Below are 17834 nucleotides of genomic sequence, written 5' to 3' on the forward strand. Positions count from 1 at the left end.
GATGAGCCACTTCTTCGAGCTGCGCGACGAGCTCGGATTATCCGGTGATCTCGTCGCAAAGACCGTGTTCTCCCTGGCGCATAAATTCACCCTCGGGGACTGCCTCAAGCTCGCTGCAGTGCTGGGCGAGGTTTCAGGCGCCGATCATGTCGTCACGATCTCCCGACCGGACGGACGCCTCCTTCATGCCGTCTTCGCCTGCGCGCCGCAGTATCCGAACGAACGCCCGCGGGGCGACTGCGTCGACGTCATGGGCAGGATGAGCTTGAGCACCGCGATTGCTGGACTTGAGAAGGCCTTCGGCCAGGTAGAGATCGCCGTCGGCAAGCACTGGGACGACGACTTCCTCGACGCGGAAGAACGGGCGCGGATCCGCTCCATCGCCGCGGCCTTGCCGTGGACGAGGTCCTTCGCCCGGATCGAAGGGGTCACGCCGAAAGATCTGATGGATCTCACCGAGCCCTATCGCGCGGCCGCGAATGAGTTTTACGGCTTCGGAGAGGAGCCGGCGCCAACTCCCTCGTGGAGCGCCACAATCTGATCCGAGACATAGTCCTGGCGGTAAAAGCGATGCATGTCGCCGGCGTCGCAGTTGTTCGCCTCGCCATGAACAATGCAGCGGTAGACGCGATAGGCGCGGTCCAAGGTATCGACGAACGTTTCACCGGTCCGAGTCATCGCGAGAATCTCTTCCCACGCACTGCCGAATTCCGACGGATGCCGGTCGCCATATTTGAGCGAGAACAGAAACCCGTTCGAGGTGACCTTCACCGACATGCCGTGGAGCGTGCCGACGTCCTTGTGGACGGAATTGAGCGAGATCGCCATCTGCTTGCCGGCGTCATCCTTGCCGAACATCTCTTCGAGCCGCTTGTGGATGTCGGCCTCACAAGCGAATCCGAGATGCTTGGCACCATCGAACGGACGATAGACCCGATGCGAAATTACGAGCGACTGTGTGACGTCTATCTTATGGTCGCGACGCCACTGCGCTTGCCCATCGGAGGCGGCGCGCCCGAGCAACGCGCGATGAAATACATCACGAAGCCCGGCGATGCTGGTGATCGCTTCCAAGCCGGGGCTGCTCACGACGCCGCGCCCGTTCATGAGATCCCACGGCCCTGATCGGCCCCACTGACCGGGCGTTTGGTACTGAGGCTCACTGCCGGTCCGGACGAAGTGCTGCAGCGTGCAGAAGGCCTGCTCAAGGCTGTACGGGCTCGGCCAAAAACTGTCCGGCCTTACGAACTCGACCAGCTTCACCGAGAAACGGCGCAGGATATGAGGGCGCTCCGGCGCGGGCGAGAAAGGGCGATGCCTGGCGGCGGTAGCGTGAATTGCGTGCATCGACTCGGGTCCTTGGACTGCGATCAATGAAATCCCGCGGCCCTGAAAGGCACTAGGCTGAAGCGACCGAGCGTCGGCCGCGCTTTCGTCGATCCGCCTCGATCGCGTGGAGCATGCCTCGGCCGGCCGGGCTCAAAATGCTTGTCTGTGCTCCGATCGGGTAGGTCTCGGCGACATCGGCCGGCTCAAAGGTCAACCTGGCTCGCTTGAGCGCCCTCACGACCGCCGGCGTATTGTGCAGGACCGGTCCGGGGCCATCGATCGGCCTTTCCGGGATTGGCGGTGCGGCAAGCCTCCTGACGACTTCCGCGGGAACCGCCATGCGAACAATCCTGCGCCCCTCGCTCTTGCAGTAGGAACGCCGGCCGGACGCTATCTCTTCCAGGGCGTAGAGACCCGCCCAGGGCAACGACTGCGCGTAGCCCGCGTCATTCGCCCGCCACATGGTCAGGTAGGGCTCGGCTGCCCAGGCAGGGCGCACGTCGACGATGTAGAACTCAGACATCGGTGCCTCCGACTTTCTGCGCACGCGCGACCTTCTGCAGGATTCCATTGACGTCCGGCTGCGACAGAAACCCGTTCGAGAAATCCTCCAGCATCCCCCGCTCGAACTCGTTCGGCGCGTGCTCGGTGTCATCGGTCGAGTAGACGTAGCCGTCCAGGTAGCGCTCGGCCGCCTCCAGAAGATCCGAGCCGACCTGGCCTGGAGCAAAGACTGGGAGGAGGGGCTCTGACGTCGGCTCCGCCCCGCGCCGCCCGAACTTCTCGAAGTGATCGAGCAGCTGGCGCCGCGCCTGGTCTGTCGATGTCGAGGATTGATAGTGCGGCCGCAAGCGCGCGACCTCGCCGAGGAGAGCTGCGCTTCCGCCGGCGCCGGCCTTGTCGCCCTTCACCTTCGACGCAACCGCCGCGACCATGTCGATCAAATCAGCCTGGCCGCCCTGGAACTTCTGTCCTCCAAACTGCGCGTAGACCCACGGTCTGTGGCCGCGATCCGAAATGCGCCCGCGATCCATCCCGTTCCAGGCATATCCGATCCAGCTCGCGAGCGCCCTGGCCGCAGGCACAAGTTCCGCACGATCGACATGATCCGCCTGCGGAACCGGCTCGATCGCATAGTCGGCCACGAAGCGCTCGATCTCGTTGAGCGCTTCGTCGACCTCTGACTTCGCCTCCGAGGAAACGAACCGTTCCCTCAGACGACCAATCTCAGCAGTGAGATCTTCTCGCAAGGCCATTGGCGACCACTCTCCCGTCCAGGTGCTCAAAATGGTGTAGGCACGAAGGACCGGAGCCGCAATCAATCCGGTCTGCCCGTCCACGCCTTTCAAATTCAAGGAAACGCGCGGATGATCCATGACAGCCCCTCGAATCGTGGTTCGCCGAGGGCACCTATCATTGCTGCCATACTCGCGAACGCGAGGTGGCATTGCATAACCGAAGAGATTTCAGCTTGAGACATCAGGCCGCCTCCGCTGAACGCCCACACCCCTTGCGCTCGGAGGCGCTTCGGTTTGCAATTGCCTTTGGCTGCTTTGCCGCATTCGTCATTGCCAGCCAGATATTAGTGCCGGGTCTAGGCGTTCTCTGGCTCAAGGCGCTCTACTACGGCGCGATGCCAACCGTGTTCATCGGGATTGCCGCTGTCTCGGTTTGGCTTCGCTCGCCGGCGATCGCGGTCGCGCCGGTCATCTACACCCTCATCTCGACAATCGCGGTCGTCGGGCTATCCGGGCCTGGCCGTAACGCTTCCTCGGCGCCTCACCAAGTCCCGAACCTCCCGCAAGGCGTCGAGAGCGTTCTGGTGAAGTCGCAAGACGGCAAAGCGATCGCCCGCAAGATCGCCGAGAGCGGCAAGGTCGGGGCGGTATTCTATCTTCAGCGCCAGACCATTCTTAGGGTCCTGCCCACAATCGCCTGCGGCTCTGAGTGTGGCGACGAGGTCGAGGTCCCCTCGGTTTCGACCTCGAGGCTCGAATACTCGTCCCAGTGGCGCCCGGCATCCGGACTGGCCCGCGAGCGACTCATCGAAAGAATTGACCTTCGAACACCAACATCCCGGGTCAATGTCGCAACCGAAACGAGCTATGGCAGCCGCGACATCCTCTACCTCGCACCCATGCCAGTCTACGTTCTCGTCCCGTCGCTGGCGCGAGCTTTGCGCAAGCCGCAGATCCTGACGGCCGACCCGCCGCTCCTTCGAAACTGGCTTGCAAACCTCGGAAATCCTACGAAACCCGAAAGACCTCGTTAAGGGTTCTTGCTCGGCCTCTTGAACGCGACTGAGGATCCGGGAAACTTATGGGGACGCCACCGTGGAGAGCCTGCGTGCGTCCTCTGTTTTCCCGCTTCAAAGACACAATCACCCGCTTCGGGGTCGACGCCGCAACTATGCCTGGCGTTGTCGTCCAGCGCGACGCCGGGCATTATCTGGTTTACACGCCATTTGAGGGCGTGAATCCCCATGCACGGCTGTGCCTAGTTGGGATTACGCCGGGTCCCACCCAAGTCATCGACGCCTACGGATGCATTCGCTCGCTAGCGATCCGCGCCGAGGATCCCGCCGACTTCGAGAAGATCAAGCGCTACGCCACCTTCAGCGGCTCTGCTGTCCGCCCCAACCTGGTGAAACTTCTGGATGGGACCGGCGTAACCGACTTGATGGGCCTGGAATCCGGGCAGCAGCTCTGGGAGGACGCCGGCGCCCATCTTCTACACGCGACATCTGTCGTGCCACACGCCGCCTTCTCCCAGAGAGGCTCGCCATTCAACGGCTCCTTCGCCGAAGTCCTGAAATCGAAGGCGATGCGGTCGAGCTTCGAGAAGGACTTCGTACCCTCACTTCAGCAGCTGCCTGCCGATTGCCTCTTCATTGGCCTCGGGCCGACCCCGCATGAAGCGCTGAAATGGTGCGCCCAGCGAAAGCTGATCCCCGAGGGCAACATCCTCGGCTCATTCCCGCATCCGTCCGGAAACGGCGGATCGCAGACCGACCTTTATCTCGGCCTGCGATCCATGGATTCGCTGAAGCCCAACGACCCCGTTCGGCACCGCGGCTACCTATTGGAGTGGGCCGCGGAGCTTCGAGCTCGCGTCGATGAGCTCCGGGCAGCGCCTAGCCTCGCCCCGGCGGTTTGAGCCCATCCTGCGGCCCTTCGTCGTCGACGATGATGCGAGGCGGCGGCCGATCTCCGATCTTGATGAAGTGTGAGGCCCGTAGCACCGGCTTGGCCTCGGCTTCATCAAAGTGACCCGGAGGAAGCTCCGGGGGCACACCATCCGCCATGAAGACGACCCCGTCCGGCGATAGGACCTTGCAGCCCCGAAGTTGGAACAGGGTGCCCGGCGGGTTCACATCCAAATTGGTCGCGATCACCATGATACCCGACATCATGATCGGCAGGATCTCGGAGACCTCGCGCCCGGTCATGTCGACAATCACCGCATAGGCGTGACGACGCGCGGCCGACCTCAGGCCGGCGCTGAAGCCGTCGTCGGCAGGGATCACGGCGTAATCCAATCCCCCTGCCTCCAGCAGCTCGGCAGCCTTCGCCGCGCCGGCTCTATCCGTGGGCAACAGCTCCAGCTTGTCCCAATCGACCCCTTTGCCTGGTGCCAATGGGTCGAGCGCGTGAGAGGGGCGGATAAGCTGGCGTGCCTCTGACCATGAGACCACAGCTCCCGCGCCATTGACGATCCGAGTCCCGGCCGGCACACCGATACCAAGGGAGGCCTGCTGCAATCTCTCGGTCATCTGACGGAGCACCGCGTGCGAGACCCCGGTGCGCCAATGAGCCATCAGCGCCAGCCCGGTAAGATCGAGATAGGAGGCCTCGGCTTGCCCCGCCTCGAACAGGGAAAGCAGCTCTCCCGGCGCGAGCGACAACGAAATCGTCGGCACCTCCTTGATGCGAGGACGCTCGGGCTGGCCCACCGGCATGAGGCTCATCGGATCGACCGCCTGGTCCCAGGCAAGGCAAAGCGCATCGAGGTAGGCATTGATCCGGAAGCGCATGGCTTCGTAAATCCGATCTCCCCATTCAGCTTCCTCCTGCTCGCCGGCGGCAATGAGCCAATCGGCGAGGAAGGCCGAGATCTCCGGATCATAGTTCGGGTTGGCCTGGCAGGCCGCCGCGAGATGCAGATGGACAGGCACGATATCGGCATAGTCGGCGACGAAGTTCGCAATACCGGCGTTCATCATCCTCCAGCGCAACAGGAACGCCATGTACGCGAACCGCTCGGCATTGCTCATGTCCGGCGCGCGCCAGTCACCGACTTGGGACTGCCCGAAGAACTTCTCGCGCCCGGAATTCGAGAGCTCGTCATATCCCGCCGTGCGAACGGTCGCGCCCGCAGCATCCGCAGCTGCCGCAAGAGCCCCGTTGTCGCGGATCTCGGCTCCAGAGAGCTCGCTCAGCCGAGACTGGAAAGCTCCGTGGGCGACTTCGCGCACCCGCAGCTCGTGACGCGGCGTTGACGTCAGATAGACGAGGAGGGCCGCGTTGTTGCGGAAGCCGAGGCCAGCAGCGAGGGCTTCGGCACGATGGGACGCCTTTGTCCCGGGGAACGCCTTGCCGATCGACGCGCGAACGGAGGCAGCAATCTCATCAGAGAGCAGAATGCGCATGCAACACCTTTGAGGTCCGTCGTCTGCCGATTCCACAAAGGACCGCGAGGTCAAGTTGCAGCGAAATTCTTGGTGATCAGAAGGATCGTCTAACCCGGCAGCAGGTTGGGTGATCCAAAACCTGTTGCAAGGATGACAATCCTTCTGCGCGTGGTCAAGCCGGCGACCACCGAAAAGGTGGACGAGCAGTTCAGGCCGCGTGCGCCATCCGGGAGCGGCGCATGTTTTGCTGCGCGATTACTGCCATCACATCGGCCGCTTCGGCACCGATCTCGGCCGCGATCGACGAGGCACTCATGCCCAGCCCGAGGAAATGCCTCACCTTCACAGGGTCGACCTCCTCGTTCGCCGGCACAACCTCATGCTCAGCGATCTGGAAGCTCTTCCTGGCCGGCACGATCTTCTCGGCAGGCAGCTCAGCATGCGGCACCGGCTCAGGCTCCGCGGCCGCGCGGGAGAGGGCTCGTTTGAGCTTCTGCAACGCCTTCTGCTCGATCTGACGGATGCGTTCGCGGCTCACCCCGAATTCGAAGGAGAGCGTCTCCAGCGTCGCGACATCGTCGGAATCGACGAGGTAGCGCGCCTCGACCACCCGGCGGGAGCGCGCGTCGAGCTCGGCCACAGCCGACATGAGACCGGCGCCGCGGCGTTCATTGTCAATCTTGCGACCAACAACGACATCCGGCGTATCGGACGGGTCGACGAGGTAATCGCCGCGCTCAGCGCCATCCTCCGACTCACCCACCCGCAGATTCAGGGAAGTGTCGGCGTTGCTCAGCCGATCGAACATGGCAGCTGCCTCGGCGGGGAGGCAGTTAAGCTGCACAGCGGCCCGCTCGATGACCGCCCTACGGGGCAGGTGAGGGAACTCAGCCTCGATCGCGCGCACAGTCGCCTTCAGCTTGAAGAACAGCCGCTTCTGGACAGCGGTCGTGCCCATCTTCACGAGGCTCTGATTACGCATGATGAAGTCGTTGAGCATCGCCTTGACCCAGTACGAGGCATAGGTCGCGAAGCGATAGCCCGCCGCCGGTCCCGAAGCGCCTTCGACTTCCCCGCGCTTGCCGAGATCGAAACGCTTCAGCGCCTCGATCAGCCCAATCTGGCCTTCCTGGAAGAGATCAGTTTCCGACATGCCGTAGCCCGCCATCTTCTTGACGGCTTTCAGCACCAGGCGCCCATGAGACAGGACGATCCGATCGCGGGCACGGGTGCACCCGGTCTCCTGGAAGGCCTGAACGAGTTCGCGTTCTTCCTCGGGACCGAGGTACGGCGCGGACATGACCTGGGCGAGGACGAACTGGTCAATCGGTTCGAATACGGGCATCACGACACCTCTCAGGGCGCCGCAAGGAATGCGCCCTCAATCAATGATATTGATCTCTATCCCTATGCGAGACACAACCTGCCCGCCTCTGTTTGCCGGGGATGAGCATCACACGACGCCGACGAGGCGAGATGCCGCGATGAGCCGAGCGTCGCCTTCTCCACGACGCAGGCCTTGCCGGTAAACAGCGGTCAGAGCAGCCAAAAATCCGCGCTCGAACTCATTGGATGGTGGGTTCTTGAGAAAAATGTCGAGCGAAGTCAGCAGAAATCGCTCAGCTCTGCGTCCATCGAGGTCGACGATATTGGACTGCTCCGCGGAGATGACCCCGGGCTTCAGAGCAGGAAAGGGAACGACGGTCTGATTGAGCGCGGACATGGCTGGACCCTTAGCGAAGACCTTACCTTGGTAAAGGATTCGTTTCTTGGGTCCAACCAATGGCTGGAAGGTATCCACAGGAATGGGCGGACGATCCATGTAGGATGACAATCCATTCCTTCAAGCCCGTTCGCTCAAATTAAGATCTGGGGCGCAGACCTTCGCATTTGAGCTGAGCGCGCCCCGCCTCGTAACGGCGACGATTTCCGAAGCGCATATCCTTGCCGGGCCTGCTGCAGCCAGGCTGTTTGTGGGGCTTGCACAGCGCACAGCAGCGCCTGGTCGCCCGCGAAACACGTTTGTGATGCACGATGTCCTCCGACTTATGCCGGTGCGCCCCTATGGCGCCCGGCTGGCGAGCCGGGGAGAAGAACAAGAGCCATTGCCGAATCCCAGATTGAAACCTGCAACCAGAGTAGCGAGTATGGGTGAAACCTTGAAGCTCCCTGCTCGGAGACCCCATGATCGGCATCTATGTCCCGCGCCCCGGCTCGCCCACCGAGGCCTTGGTTCGTCCTCATAGTGCGCTTGTGGCCACGATCGAGGAGGGAGCCGAGATGACTTCATGCTTCTTCGAAGGCAACATCCACGGCGCACAGAATCTCCGCACGTTCCACGACCGGGTTGTCGTTGCCGCCGGCCGACTGACCTCCGACTATCCGACAACCGCGCGCGCCCTTGTATCCGTAAGCGATCTCATCAGGGTTGCCTCCTACGATCCCCGGTTCCTCGCAGTTCGTGACGTCACTGACGGTCAGCGCCTCTCCGAGTGGGCAGGTGAGCCAATCGAATCGATCACCGGCGTCACACTGCCTGTGGGCAGGAGAACCTGGTCCGAACTCTCGGCAGTCTCTGGGGAGCTCCGACCTGTCGGCGCGCGGTCCATGTTCGCGTTCCGCAGCCTGGCTGGCCAAATCTTGGTGTTCGGGCCCGACAAGGTCGCCGAGGTCCTCGCCGGCGACGACCCTCGCGCGCAGGCCTTCGCGATCGAGCCACACGCTCCCCAGCCCCGCTTCGGCTGATCGCCGCGGCCTGTTCTTTGCTGCTTTCGGATCTGCCCCATATCCTGCGCCCAAGGTAAGGAATCGATCCTGATTCCTTCGAATTGGTAGCGGGCGGCGAGATGGGCAGCTTCATGGTCAACGACGGCGTCACCGGCCTCGCCATCGACCGCGACGAGGAGGTCGTCGGCCTCATGGTCGAACGTCGCACTGGTGGCTATCCCGATGCGCTGACGGCTCTGGCGCTCGGTCCGCTCAAACCCACCGACATGTTCGAGCCCGCAAGCCTCCCGATCTTCGGGAAGATGGGCGACATGGGTGAAATCGTGCCGCATGCGGGGCAGGTCGCCGCTTCGCTTTTCACGAGCATGGTCGGTCTCCCCAAATTCGATGACGCCTTCGAGCTCGCAACCAATTTCCGCGACGGCGGCATCGCGTACCCGATCGATCGCATCTCTGCGATCATGGGCCAGAAGGAACCAATCAAGGAGATCCTCGGCCTTGCAGTGTTCGCTCGCTCGTCATGGGACAAGATTGTCTCGATGCGCTGGGCCCGGGGCGAGCGCGACGACGACGTCGATACCGTAATGGCCATTGCGGACGACCTCGCCCAACGTTCGGCGACGAAAGACGACCTCGCGACCATGCAACTCATCCTGCTGCGGGACCTGCGACTCGGCCGCGGTCGGCCCTACTCGTTCCTGAGTGGTCACGAGACCGAAATCCCGATGGTGGCCGGCGTGCTCGAACACCAGGAATGCGGCTCACCGGTGTCTGGGAATTTCGCTCGCTGGCTGACGACTGCGGGCCCGCTCGGAAAAACCCGGGACAAGCCAGACCGCGCTATCGTTGAAGGCCTGTGGGACCTCCTCGCCTTCGAACAGGGCCTCGACGTCATCGGCCGCACCCTTGGCCCTTCCAAGAAACACGGCCAGCGCGTCAACCATCTGGATGCGATCGAAGCCGGTCTCCTCGCAATCGAAAATGCCGGTGCGCAGATCATCGCTCGGGCTGAAGACGACCGCGAACTTCGAGATGGTGAAGTTGAGAGGCTTCAGGCCCAGCTCGCGAGCATGGACGAGATCCGCGAACGGCTTGAGATGGCGCTGACGAGGGCTGCGCCCCGGCCGTAAGCCGACACCCTATTTCCCAACCAGATGCCGCACATTCCGGCGATCGATCGCTTTCTCGACCTCCGCGCAGATCATGGGCAGGTCTCTCGCCGCTCCACCACGACACCAACGTCCAGCTTCGACGACGCCTTTTTCTGAGCCCCCGTTGAAGACGAACTGACCCATCCATTCGGTCGGCTCCCGCTTGTCAAACGAGACGACTTTCCCTCGAAGGGCGAACTGCACCCCGGTCGGCGCCGCGGGCCAGTCGATATTGACGAGCCACTGCGTCGCTTTCGGATGGGCCTGCCAGAGCTTTCTCGTCTGCTCGAAAGCCGCTGGGAACGCCGACGGTATCGGGTTCGTGTCGGAGGAGACCTTCACATTGACGACGGCCTCGCTTCCGATCACCCAGTCATCAGCCTGACCCGGCGATACCCAAGTCGCCAACGCGATTGAGATCAGGCCCCTCGATAGAGCGCGATTGTCCTTCGCCATCACGCACCCTCTCAGCGTTCCCTGCTATCGCTTCAAGCCATTCCTGAAGGCAATGCGGAGATCGAAGATTGCCCTGGTAAGCACCTCGATCTCGGCGTGCAAGGCATCTGCATGGGAGGCGAACCCCTCCCTCCCGAAAATGCGATCGAAGGCGTACATGATCAGAAGGCTCTCGCCTTCGCTGCGCTGCTTTCCGCCGCAGTGCAGGACTGCGTTTTCCCTCAAGGCGCCATGATCAGTGCCATAGCATCTCCGAGGCCGTCCTCGTCGAGACCCGGCTCGATCTTCTGAGGCGTCAGCGGCGAGCGATTGATCGACTCGATCGCGAGCTCGACGGTTCGGATGAGCTCGGCCATCGCCTCCCCACTCAGCCGCGGAATCCCCAGCCCGACGTTCCTGAAGCCTTCGAGCAGGGGGAGCGCATCGGACCCAGCCTCGATATCGCCGTCGCGAGCCCGGTCCCGCAACCGCGACATCTGCGCGAGCTGATCGATCCGTTCCGCCGGCATCTGCCCGATATAGGGACCGAAGCGATGGAGCATCACGCTCAGCATGCGTGCTGCATTGTGCTCCCGCTCACCCAACGGCCCGACCAGCTCGCGGTCCCATTTCCGGATTTCAAGCGTCCCCGGGAAAGGGGTGAAAATCTTGGCTCGGATCCCCGGCGCGCCCTCCTCGAGGAACTTGAACGCCTCTTGCGCCCTCAGGGGGCTGAACAGGACATCGGCTCGGTCCGGATCATCAGCAATCGTCGGGTAGCTCCCGTTTCGCATCTGGTGGTAGATCTCGATCTGCGGGGCCCGGCGCTCGCGGTGAAGCACTCCATCCACGAAGATGAAGCTCTCACCGAGAACCTTCATCACCAGATCGCGCGTCGAGGCTTCCTCGTCGTCAACGATTTTGGTCACGTTCGCGGGAAGAGCGTCGAGCGCGCCTTCGCCAGCCGGGAGAGGGGAGGTTCCCACGCGGTTTTCTTCGATAAGCGACCGTGTCAACTCCGCCGACCAAGCAGCGCTCAGGAACTCTCTCCAGTCGCCACCCTTTTCAAGGCGCTGAATTCGCCCGCCCGGCGCGGCCACCCCATACTGGACGCCGAGGTGAGGACCATAGAGCTTATCGTCCACCGCATATCGAACGTAGCGATTGATCTGCTTCCCCTCCTTGAGGTGGACGAGATCCACAGCCAGCTGAACCTGCTCCGCGGAGAAGCTTCGGATGTCGATATCGGCTTGGCCCTGCAGGACAAAGGTCACCGGCTCTCGCTTGCGCGGCTGTACGGCTCGGACGCGATAAGGGAAGCGAATTTTGAATCGAAGCGTGCTCATACCGGAAGCCTGCCATGCGAACATGCAAGTCTGAACGGCCGGCTGCTCTCGGGTGCGATCGTCCCTCTTAGACAAGGCGCGTCTGACCATTCGCCCAGGTGTCGAGCTCGCGCGCGATCGCATCCTCGATCGTGATGGGCGCTCCCCGATCCTCTGCGACAACGAAGGCGCGCATTGCGTTTCGAGTGAACAGCTCGGCGTCAGAGAAGTGGTCCGGCTGAATCCTCATGGCCGCGTCCAGCAGGTCGACCTTGCCTGGGTCGGGCTCGAAGCCATAGCGCTTGAATTCGTCTTCCATGAAGGGAGCGAAGCGCTCCAGCTTCGGACGCGGCAACTCGATGCGGATGTTGAAACGGCGCCAGATGGCCGAATCGAGCATTCCCGCGTGGTTCGTCGCGGCCATGCAGACGACGTGCGACGGCACGTCATCGAGCTGGACCAGCAGCGTGGAGACCACGCGCTTCATCTCGCCACTCTCCTGGTCGTTGTCGCGCTCGCGACCGAGAGCATCGAACTCGTCGAAGAAGAGCATGCTCGGCTGCCGCGCGGCGTACGAGAACAGGCGCAGGAGATTGCGCGATGTCTCACCTGGCGTCTTCGAGATCAGGTCGTCATAGCGGACCATGTAGGCCGGCAAACCGAGCTCCACCGCGATCGCCGTCGCCAACACCGTCTTACCGTTGCCGGGAGGACCGATCAGCAGCGCCTTGTGCCGCGGATCCAGCTTGCGCCGTTTCAATGCCTCCGCGTGGCGAACCTCGACCATGAACTCCTCGACGATCACCGCCACTTCGGGAGGCAGCTTCAAATCGGTGAGCGACTTCTTCGGCTTCAGGGGAGCCAGCCCGATCGGGAGCTCACGGCTCAACCCGAAGATCTCGTCGACCTCGGCCATCAGCTCGCGATCCCCCAGCTGCTCGGCCGCGGATTGAGCGAGCTCCTTCAGCAGGATCGTATCGCCGGCGACGCCAGCCGCGATCAGGTTCTTGAGCGTGTCGCGATTCATGCCTTCCTCGGTGTCGAGAAGAAGCGTCCGCTCAATCCTTCATGCCGTCAAGGATCACGCTCAAAATCGAGCAACCTAAAGCCCTTTCGCTTGCCCTTCATGCGCAACTGCATTTGGGCCCACCGACGACCATGCCCCTCACCACATTCGCCTCGGTGTCAACTGACCGACCTCGCGAACGCTGCCGTGTCAACTCGCTTTGCATCGCGCTTCCGTGTCAACACGGCAGCAATGACCACAATCCAGAAACGAGCCTCATAATCGGCCGCACAGCACCGTCGCCATGCTCTTTCGATCCAATCCTGTCGACACCGCCTGAGCCCCTCACGGGGCTTCTGTGGGGTTCCTCGCGCTCCTGCTCGCGCACACCCCATATCTCCAGACGCTCCATGCCATCGATCGGCCGGACGATGCGCTTTCGATCGCCACGAGCTCCCGGCCTCTCAATGTTGACTGCGCAGCTTTGCTCGCGACCTTTCGTCATGACGATGACGCGCTCGGCGCCCCGGATCTCTTCGACGGCCCCGCGACACCCCATCTTCGATAGGAGCCCTCGGTCCTGATCAACGACGATCTCAATGCGTGCTTGATCGCGCAATCCCGGCCAAGGCCTCGACCGCCTGCGTGAGAATCCGCCCGTCCCTGTGCGATTGCTCAGCTGGTGCGACGAATACCGTCCGGAGGGACGGCGTCAGCGATTACCCCGAAGCCCCGTCGGGCGCTCGATACCCATCGACGGGAGCCGAAAACGAAAACGCCGGCACGGCGCACCCGAGAGAGGGGCAGTCGCGCCGGCGCTATGGTTCGGCAGGTTGGTGGCGAGGCGACAACGCGCCTGTCTACAGCCTCAATCCGGCAAGGCGCCCTTGATCGCGTCGCTTCCGACCCTCTCGCCGCGAACGATACGGTCGAAGGTGATGCGATCCTGGTGGAACCTCAGCGTCCGCCTCACGCTCTGGACTTCCTCATGGATCGGGCGCGGACGCTCCAGGATACGATCGATCGACCAGGAGCTACGCTTCTTCCCATAGGTGTGCGCCGCCGTCTCATCGCTCACATGGCCGACCATCGCCGAAATCTCCTCAGGCAGGAGATCCAGCGCCTTCATGTTCGCGATGAACTGGTGCCGGAACGTGTAGAGGGAGATCTGGAGCTTCTTCTTCCGGAAGATCTGCTTGCCAGACAGATAGAGCGTCCTCGCCACATTCTCCATCTCGTCGCTGAAGCGCCCTTCGGCGTGCCAACGCCGGCCCGTTTCCGACATACGTCGGATCGCGCTGAGAGCAGCATCACTGCAGAAGGTCAGATCGAGTGTCCGGACCAGGCCGTTCCCGCGACCGTTCGTGGTCTTCGCGTTCATCACGAACAGGAAGGCCTTGCGCCGCTTGTCAGGCGGCACCCCGACGCCGGAAGACTCCGGCCCCGCCATCGGAAAGATGCGCAGCTCGGTCGCCTGCCACTCGCCCGGCCGCAAACCGGTGCTGATGCCCGCAATCATCCAGGCGCGGAGGATCTCCGCGTTCTTCGAGCGACGACGGACCTTGAGATAAAGCAGCAGGCGCTGGAACTCGTCGAAGCTGACCTGCTTGGCCTTCTTTGCCGAAGTCAGCCGCCGGCTCTCTTCCGGCACCGTATCGCTTGTGACCGCCTCCGCGGTTCCCATCTCGATGTCGCCGCGGTCATCGTTCTCGATAAGCGCGATCGCCTCCTCGACCTTCTCCGAGGCGAGCGGCTCCAGCACCATCAGGATCGCCTGCCGATACTGCCGCCAGGTTGACGGGGCGACGGAGTAGCGAAGCCCTCGGCACCAGTGGGCGAATTCGACAGGGTCGAAGGCCTCGACGTCGGAGCTGAGCCCGCGCTCGCGGCGGAACCGTTTGACGAGATCTTCCCCTCGCTTGTGATACATCGCGACCGTGCTCGCAGCCCGCTTAGGTGCAGTCGCGGTCCCGTCGTGGCCATCGCGACGCCTCTTCGCCGCGCGCTCCAGCTCGGCCTTGGCCGAATTCCTGATATCCCGCACGGCTTCGTCACTGGGCCGAACCGAAAACGGGGTCGGAGATCCCGGCTTCCGGGGCATGCCACCGGGAACGCGGCGAGGCTGAGGAGCCGATTCCGGCTTTACGTCTACGCCGCCCAGCCCGGGTATTCCCGGCACCTTGCCCGGCCGACCATTCGGCTTGGGCGAAGGCGAAGGCCTGTTATCAGAAGTCGCTGCACCTTCCGCATTCGTGTCAACATTGGGGAATTCCGCGCGCCCCTGGGCGACTTCCCGGCTTGCCGTGGTGTCAACATTGGAGAGATCGCGGCTGAGCTCGCCGCCGACGAGGGCGACGTCCCAGCCGATCGTGCCGGCACCGCGCAGCCGGGGCAGCAGGGCGCCTGCGACGGCCGGCCGGGCGGCGACAGCTGCCGGTCGTGGACGCGCCTGGCTGGGCGTGTTCGACGAAGGCTCTTGCTTGGGATTGCTGCTGCTCATGGGTCCTCGGAGAGGGGCCTAGGGGGCTGATTGATGAGGGCGATTTCGTGGGCTTCTTGGAAGCTCCATCGAAGAATCGTTTTCAGAGAGAAATTCTCGTCCCCCCGTTACTTCCCAAAAAAGTAACGCGTTTCCGCAATTGTGCAACAGATTACCGCATCCAATCCTTTACCGGGTCCTTCGGCACTCGCTCTCAGTCCTTGTCCATGGGGCGCCATGGCGGAAATCCGTTACAGATATGCGGAAACGCGTTACCGCTCCTCGACCTCCTCGACCCGCAAAGGATATGGAGCGGCACCACCTGGACCGATGAATCCATCGCCATGGGCGCCGAGATTGCTCCGAGATTCACGCATTGTTCTCATGGCGCCCATGGCCAAAAACACGAGGCTCTCGCGCCCCGTCAGGAGCTCATCGGACTCAGCCCCATCACCCCATGAGCGACCGATCCACTGCCACCATCGGACTCCGCAGCCACGAATTTCGCTCCGTGGCCCGAACGACCCCGACAGGATCGCTAAATCGGCACCGAGCGCCCATCGAAATCCCCATGAACTGCCATGGCTGGCCCATGGAATGACCCTAAAGCCCCATCACACGGCCGATTTTGGGTGCAAACCCCGTCGTTTCGTGAGGCGCAAATGCCGCGCCAGTTTGGCGTCGAAAAATCCGTGACGCACGGGCCCTCCAAGGGAATGAAGCCCCATGGAAGGCCCATGAGGTAACGCGTTTCCGCAACTTCGTAACGGGCTTCCGACAGAAGGAATCGGGTTCCCGCTAGTCTGCGCGAGATTTCCGGAACACTGCTCGGCTTTTCCGGCACATGGTAACGGCGCGCCGAGGGTTTGAATCGCGTTTCCATCAAACGGTAACGACATAGCCGAGGGTGCACATGTCGTGCACAGCACGCGCAGTGCGCAGGCACTGCGCGTGCTGTGCACCGGCTATCCACGGGGAGAAAGGAAATAAGGATTGCCAAATCGCGATCTTGCACGGACGATGAATCGTGAAATCGATCCTTCGTGATGAAGGATTGATCCTCGAATTTCGTTCGGTCCTCGAAGGACCAGGAGACTTGCATGATGCTCAACCGCAGAGCGCTTGTCGGCGCCGTGCTTTCGACAGTCGCCCTGACGGCGGCAGGATGCGCCAACAAGGTCCAGGTCGAACCGATCGCGGTCGAAGGGCCCGACGCCACCCAGCTCCTCGCCGAATCCGCTTCGCGTTCCGCTCGCGCCCAGGAGGAGCTCGCTCGCATCCAGACCGCCCGAACGGCTCCGGTGCCGAAGCCCGTTCAGGAGAGCCTCGCCGGCGTACCGGCCGATCTTCGTCGCACCACCACCATGGAATGGACGGGACCGGGTGAAGAGGCGGCGCGCCGCATGGCGGGTCTGGTCGGCTGGGACTTCCGCGTCATCGGCAACCCGCCGGCCACCCCCGTAATCGTCAACGTCTCGATGCGCGACGTCGCTGCGGTGAAGATCATGGAGAACATCGGCCTGCAGACCCAGCCCTTCGGCCAGGTCGCGGCAATCGAATCCGAGCGCCGTATCGAGTTCCGCTACCTGAATGCCGGTGTCCGGCCGCAGCGCGGCGGCTCGGCCTGGAAGATGACCAAGTGAGGCATCAGTGAGCGTTCGTCTCATTCCCACCGTTCGCACGTTCCTGCTGACCTCCGCCGCGGCGTTCGCCCTGGCTGGCTGCGCCGCGACGCCCATCAAGGTCGCTCCCGATCCGTCCGCGGTGAACCCGGGCTATCAAGCCGGCAAGCTTGAAATTCCGACCGAAGCGGTTCCGTCGCTGGAGGAGGTCGTCAACAAGGCGCCATCCGGCCAGAAGACCGTCAAGGAAGGCGAGGACAAGCTGCGTGGCGGCGCCATGAAGGACGCCGCCCTGTCCTACGGCGCTCGCGCCGGTCTGGCGTGGGAAAGCCGCACGATCAACCGAATGCTGCAGGAGCAGTCGAACAAGATCGCGCGGACCTATGATTTCCAGCGCACGATGATCAAGGGCCCTGACAACGTCATGATCCTGCCGCCGGTCATCGCCGAGGCCAAGGAGGCGTGGGAGACCAGCGAGGCGGGGAAGACGCTGCGCGTTGCCGACACCGTCTACGAAATCGTCGAGCAGGCACGCTTCACTGCCGTTCCGCCGATCTGGCAGTCATATCTCGTTCGCGACTACCGCACACCGGAGCCGCCGCCGGACAGCCTTCTGCCGCGCGACTCGACCGAGCGTGAGCAGTGGAAGCGCTGGGTCAGCGAAGGCTGGGCCATGGGCCAGAAGCAGGCTCGCGAGATCTTCCAGGCCGACCTGGAGCGGCTGGAGCGCGATTTCAACGGCATGGTCCGCTACAAGTCGCTGCTGGAGCAGAACAAGGTTTCGGCCCCGGTTGTCTCCGACGCCCGCCTCGGCACCACCGGCACCGGTCAGGACATGCGCGTCAACGATCGCGCCATCCGGATCACCCGCGATCCGAGCCTGAAGGTCGACGCGCCGAAGGACTGGCAGGCTGCGCCCACGACCCCGGGCCCGAACGGCACCACCACCGGGGCGACTCCGCCGAAGCCGGCGGCGAAACCGGCGTCGGAGCGCCCCAAGGCGCCGGCACACCGGCCTTCCGCGAACCGGAGGGTCTGGGACGGCCGTGCAGCGCCTTCCAAGCCTGCCACCGCGCCCGTGAAGGCAGCGCCCGCGAAACCCGCCCCTGCGGCCCCGGAGACGTTCTGAT

At 63.1% G+C, this 17834-nt stretch carries 17 protein-coding genes; 7 read left to right on the top strand and 10 right to left on the bottom strand.

Annotated elements, in window-relative coordinates; all coding sequences use genetic code 11:
• Window positions 1-64 precede the first annotated feature (64 nt).
• Complete coding sequence (locus ACODTJ_RS21235) at window positions 65-541, top strand: hypothetical protein (RefSeq protein WP_488849886.1); 477 nt, start codon at window positions 65-67, stop codon at window positions 539-541.
• Here ACODTJ_RS21235 and ACODTJ_RS21240 read toward each other — a convergent pair.
• From ACODTJ_RS21240 to ACODTJ_RS21250, 3 genes are read right to left on the bottom strand one after another with little or no spacing between them, the layout of a single operon-like run.
• A complete protein-coding gene (locus ACODTJ_RS21240; RefSeq protein ID WP_488849887.1) occupies window positions 487-1347 on the bottom strand; it encodes a hypothetical protein in 861 nt (286 codons plus the stop codon). The genes ACODTJ_RS21235 and ACODTJ_RS21240 overlap by 55 nt on opposite strands.
• A 52-nt stretch (window positions 1348-1399) precedes the next feature.
• Entirely contained in the window at window positions 1400-1852 is a 453-nt protein-coding gene (locus ACODTJ_RS21245) for a hypothetical protein (protein ID WP_488849889.1), read from the bottom strand.
• Window positions 1845-2705 (bottom strand): hypothetical protein, encoded by an 861-nt coding sequence (locus tag ACODTJ_RS21250; RefSeq protein WP_488849891.1) that lies wholly within the window; start codon window positions 2703-2705, stop codon window positions 1845-1847. Before ACODTJ_RS21250 ends, ACODTJ_RS21245 begins: the two co-directional genes overlap by 8 nt.
• Window positions 2706-2800: 95 nt before the next feature.
• Here ACODTJ_RS21250 and ACODTJ_RS21255 point away from each other — a divergent pair, with 95 nt between their 5' ends.
• Both ACODTJ_RS21255 and ACODTJ_RS21260 read left to right on the top strand, forming a co-directional pair.
• Window positions 2801-3601 carry a hypothetical protein gene (locus tag ACODTJ_RS21255; protein ID WP_488849893.1) on the top strand — a complete coding sequence of 267 codons (801 nt, stop codon included), beginning with the start codon at window positions 2801-2803 and terminating at the stop codon, window positions 3599-3601.
• Window positions 3602-3675: 74 nt separating this feature from the next.
• On the top strand, window positions 3676-4485 hold the full coding sequence (locus tag ACODTJ_RS21260) for a hypothetical protein (protein ID WP_488849895.1): 810 nt from the start codon (window positions 3676-3678) through the stop codon (window positions 4483-4485).
• Here the strand turns inward: ACODTJ_RS21260 and ACODTJ_RS21265 are convergent.
• From ACODTJ_RS21265 to ACODTJ_RS21275, 3 genes are all read right to left on the bottom strand, one after another.
• A complete protein-coding gene (locus ACODTJ_RS21265; protein ID WP_488849897.1) occupies window positions 4463-5977 on the bottom strand; it encodes a hypothetical protein in 1515 nt (504 codons plus the stop codon). The genes ACODTJ_RS21260 and ACODTJ_RS21265 overlap by 23 nt on opposite strands.
• Window positions 5978-6167: 190 nt before the next feature.
• Window positions 6168-7304: a sigma-70 family RNA polymerase sigma factor gene (locus ACODTJ_RS21270; RefSeq protein ID WP_488849899.1), complete on the bottom strand. Its 1137-nt coding sequence runs from the start codon at window positions 7302-7304 to the stop codon at window positions 6168-6170.
• A gap of 108 nt (window positions 7305-7412) precedes the next feature.
• Window positions 7413-7682, bottom strand: a complete 270-nt coding sequence (locus tag ACODTJ_RS21275) for a hypothetical protein (RefSeq protein ID WP_488849901.1) — start codon at window positions 7680-7682, stop codon at window positions 7413-7415.
• Between the two features lie 461 nt (window positions 7683-8143).
• Between ACODTJ_RS21275 and ACODTJ_RS21280 the strand changes: the two genes are divergently transcribed.
• Complete coding sequence (locus tag ACODTJ_RS21280) at window positions 8144-8704, top strand: hypothetical protein (RefSeq protein WP_488849903.1); 561 nt, start codon at window positions 8144-8146, stop codon at window positions 8702-8704.
• 101 nt (window positions 8705-8805) lie between these two features.
• Window positions 8806-9816 carry a hypothetical protein gene (locus ACODTJ_RS21285; protein ID WP_488849905.1) on the top strand — a complete coding sequence of 337 codons (1011 nt, stop codon included), beginning with the start codon at window positions 8806-8808 and terminating at the stop codon, window positions 9814-9816.
• Window positions 9817-9825: 9 nt separating this feature from the next.
• Here ACODTJ_RS21285 and ACODTJ_RS21290 read toward each other — a convergent pair whose 3' ends face one another.
• The 4 genes from ACODTJ_RS21290 to ACODTJ_RS21305 all read right to left on the bottom strand — a co-directional run bounded on the left by ACODTJ_RS21290 (window position 9826) and on the right by ACODTJ_RS21305 (window position 14647).
• On the bottom strand, window positions 9826-10293 hold the full coding sequence (locus tag ACODTJ_RS21290; RefSeq protein ID WP_488849907.1) for a hypothetical protein: 468 nt from the start codon (window positions 10291-10293) through the stop codon (window positions 9826-9828).
• 221 nt (window positions 10294-10514) lie between these two features.
• Window positions 10515-11741, bottom strand: coding sequence for a hypothetical protein (locus tag ACODTJ_RS21295; protein WP_488849909.1), 1227 nt, complete (start codon window positions 11739-11741; stop codon window positions 10515-10517).
• On the bottom strand, window positions 11686-12624 hold the full coding sequence (locus tag ACODTJ_RS21300) for an AAA family ATPase (protein WP_488849911.1): 939 nt from the start codon (window positions 12622-12624) through the stop codon (window positions 11686-11688). The genes ACODTJ_RS21295 and ACODTJ_RS21300 overlap by 56 nt, the downstream gene beginning before the upstream one ends.
• 847 nt (window positions 12625-13471) lie before the next feature.
• Window positions 13472-14647 carry a hypothetical protein gene (locus tag ACODTJ_RS21305; RefSeq protein ID WP_488849913.1) on the bottom strand — a complete coding sequence of 392 codons (1176 nt, stop codon included), beginning with the start codon at window positions 14645-14647 and terminating at the stop codon, window positions 13472-13474.
• A 1535-nt stretch (window positions 14648-16182) separates the two neighbouring features.
• Here ACODTJ_RS21305 and ACODTJ_RS21310 point away from each other — a divergent pair.
• Both ACODTJ_RS21310 and ACODTJ_RS21315 read left to right on the top strand, forming a co-directional pair.
• Window positions 16183-16725, top strand: coding sequence for a DotD/TraH family lipoprotein (locus ACODTJ_RS21310; RefSeq protein WP_173050640.1), 543 nt, complete (start codon window positions 16183-16185; stop codon window positions 16723-16725).
• A 7-nt stretch (window positions 16726-16732) separates the two neighbouring features.
• Window positions 16733-17833 carry a type IV secretory system conjugative DNA transfer family protein gene (locus ACODTJ_RS21315; protein WP_488849915.1) on the top strand — a complete coding sequence of 367 codons (1101 nt, stop codon included), beginning with the start codon at window positions 16733-16735 and terminating at the stop codon, window positions 17831-17833.
• Window position 17834: the final 1 nt, after the last annotated feature.

It is taken from the genome of Allobosea sp. FG18 (genome assembly GCF_057809495.1).

Coding starts and splice junctions, on each gene's coding strand:
- ACODTJ_RS21310 (WP_173050640.1), top strand. CDS start 16,183: ATGATGCTCAACCGCAGAGCGCTTGTCGGCGCCGTGCTTTCGACAGTC.
- ACODTJ_RS21300 (WP_488849911.1), bottom strand. CDS start 12,624: ATGAATCGCGACACGCTCAAGAACCTGATCGCGGCTGGCGTCGCCGGC.
- ACODTJ_RS21240 (WP_488849887.1), bottom strand. CDS start 1,347: ATGCACGCAATTCACGCTACCGCCGCCAGGCATCGCCCTTTCTCGCCC.
- ACODTJ_RS21295 (WP_488849909.1), bottom strand. CDS start 11,741: ATGCGATCGCGCGCGAGCTCGACACCTGGGCGAATGGTCAGACGCGCC.
- ACODTJ_RS21290 (WP_488849907.1), bottom strand. CDS start 10,293: ATGGCGAAGGACAATCGCGCTCTATCGAGGGGCCTGATCTCAATCGCG.
- ACODTJ_RS21275 (WP_488849901.1), bottom strand. CDS start 7,682: ATGTCCGCGCTCAATCAGACCGTCGTTCCCTTTCCTGCTCTGAAGCCC.
- ACODTJ_RS21270 (WP_488849899.1), bottom strand. CDS start 7,304: ATGCCCGTATTCGAACCGATTGACCAGTTCGTCCTCGCCCAGGTCATG.
- ACODTJ_RS21280 (WP_488849903.1), top strand. CDS start 8,144: ATGATCGGCATCTATGTCCCGCGCCCCGGCTCGCCCACCGAGGCCTTG.
- ACODTJ_RS21265 (WP_488849897.1), bottom strand. CDS start 5,977: ATGCGCATTCTGCTCTCTGATGAGATTGCTGCCTCCGTTCGCGCGTCG.
- ACODTJ_RS21245 (WP_488849889.1), bottom strand. CDS start 1,852: ATGTCTGAGTTCTACATCGTCGACGTGCGCCCTGCCTGGGCAGCCGAG.
- ACODTJ_RS21285 (WP_488849905.1), top strand. CDS start 8,806: ATGGGCAGCTTCATGGTCAACGACGGCGTCACCGGCCTCGCCATCGAC.
- ACODTJ_RS21250 (WP_488849891.1), bottom strand. CDS start 2,705: ATGGATCATCCGCGCGTTTCCTTGAATTTGAAAGGCGTGGACGGGCAG.